Genomic DNA, 1,738 nt, shown 5'->3' with positions numbered 1-1,738 from the left:
TCTGGACCAAGAGCGCCGACGAGATCTTCGCTTCAATGCAGAAATACCTGGAGCCTATTGTTTCTCCGCAAACTTCTGAGGAGGGACACTAGGGGGCCCAAAGCCAACGAGGTCACATATCAGAATACACCTCTAAGCTCAAGGTGACATAGATAGCAGCTTCTAAGTTAGGGAGTATGGGACTCACCCTGCTAGAGGCGGAAGAGCCTACTTAGTCCACAGGTTCGCCATTTAGCATCAGCATGAAGCGCTTAGGATGAACCCAAAGCATAAGCGCCCCCGGTAGGATTCGAACCTACGACCTGCTGCTTAGAAGGCAGTTGCTCTATCCACTGAGCTACAGGGGCGTGACTCCATAATATTAGCGGAAGCACAACAACGATAACGCTACTAAATCCGCAGAGGTGGTTAGAGTTGTAGAACTTTTGCGCTAAGATGGTCCTCCGACGTGGTGATCGTAGCTCAGTTGGTTAGAGCGTCAGATTGTGGCTCTGAAGGTCGGGGGTTCGAATCCCCTCGGTCACCCCATGTCGTACTTTGAAAGTTAGATGGTAGTATAAGGTACCCGAAGCGCCTCTAGCTCAATGGCAGAGCAACGGACTCTTAATCCGCAGGTTCTGGGTTCGAATCCCAGGGGGCGCACCAGGTAGGAGCTGGTTTTCTGCCCGAGCCACGGAACGGCTGCCCACAACCTGCCCACATTGTGCTAGGATTCAGTATGTGAGGGGCTACGTCCGCAAGCGTGACAAGGACGTCTGGCAACTGGTCGTCGATCTTCCTAAGGACCCGATCTCAGGCAAGCGTCGGCAGAGATACGTGACTGTTCACGGAACAAAGCGCAAAGCTGACTTCGAATTGCAAAAGTTGTTGAGTGAGGCTCAACAATCACGTGCACGAGACTCAAGCGTCTTGGTGGAATCTGCGATCAGAGAGTGGATCACCTTGGTGAGTCAGAACCTCTCCCCCACGACCGTTCGCGGCTACATGGGCTGGATTGACCTTAAGATCGTACCCGCATTGGGCATGCTCCCATTGGCTGACGTGACACCAGCGCAGTTAGATCGGCTCTATCGGGATCTGACGGCACAAGGAAGTGCGCCGGCTTCGGTGCGCCAAGTCCCTGCCATCATCCGGCGCTTTTTCAATCAAGCTATGAAGTGGGGGTGAGTCGAATCGAACCCTGCCTTGTTGGCCTCTCCTCCAAAGGTGACTGCGGCACAGGTCGTTGCACCAACGGTCGAACAACTCATCAGTATTCTCGAGGAGGCAAAGGCGGTGCATCCCCAGTGGGGTGCCTTCTTTATGCTTGCAGCACTCTCGGGCATGCGACGAGGAGAACTCTGTACGCTACATTGGGATGACTGAGGAGCGACTGGAATAATGGTGACAAAGTCACTGATCTATACCCCAGCCGGTGGGACCCGATAGGCACCGATCAAAACCCATCAGGCAAAATTCGTTGCTCTCGATGCCGTTGGCCAAGCCATTATCGAGGGACAGAAGGAGGAGCTTCGACGAGCGGCACGGAGTATGGATCTGTGTGTTATCGCAAACCCATACCCGTTCTACTCAGCACCTGATGGATCATTGCCGGTGCATCCGGATAGCCCTTGAAAGCTGTTTCGGCGCCTTGGGAATAAGTTGGTTGTGTCCCGATAGTTGTGCAAATTCCACGAGTGAATTGATTCGCTAGTGGTGGCCATGGTACCTAGGAACTATTAGAAAACTAGAACCTCAA

2 protein-coding genes and 3 tRNA genes are annotated in these 1,738 nt (G+C 53.3%); 4 read left to right on the top strand and 1 reads right to left on the bottom strand.

Going from position 1 to position 1,738, the window contains the following annotated elements; translation table 11 throughout:
• Positions 1-274 precede the first annotated feature (274 nt).
• Positions 275-347: transfer RNA gene (locus tag BUA24_RS11685), tRNA-Arg, on the bottom strand.
• A 104-nt stretch (positions 348-451) separates the two neighbouring features.
• Between BUA24_RS11685 and BUA24_RS11680 the strand changes: the two genes are divergently transcribed.
• From BUA24_RS11680 to BUA24_RS12720, 4 genes are all read left to right on the top strand, one after another.
• A tRNA-His gene (locus BUA24_RS11680) sits at positions 452-528 on the top strand.
• Between the two features lie 42 nt (positions 529-570).
• Positions 571-645 (top strand) — tRNA-Lys (locus tag BUA24_RS11675).
• 75 nt (positions 646-720) lie between these two features.
• Positions 721-1,167, top strand: coding sequence for a tyrosine-type recombinase/integrase (locus BUA24_RS11670; RefSeq protein WP_072792775.1), 447 nt, complete (start codon positions 721-723; stop codon positions 1,165-1,167).
• A gap of 39 nt (positions 1,168-1,206) precedes the next feature.
• Positions 1,207-1,365, top strand: coding sequence for a site-specific integrase (locus tag BUA24_RS12720; RefSeq protein WP_178138842.1), 159 nt, complete (start codon positions 1,207-1,209; stop codon positions 1,363-1,365).
• Positions 1,366-1,738 lie beyond the last annotated feature (373 nt).

Source organism: Ferrithrix thermotolerans DSM 19514 (assembly GCF_900128965.1).
Lineage (GTDB): Bacteria > Actinomycetota > Acidimicrobiia > Acidimicrobiales > Acidimicrobiaceae > Ferrithrix > Ferrithrix thermotolerans.
This window is presented reverse-complemented; position numbering and strand designations above follow the sequence as displayed.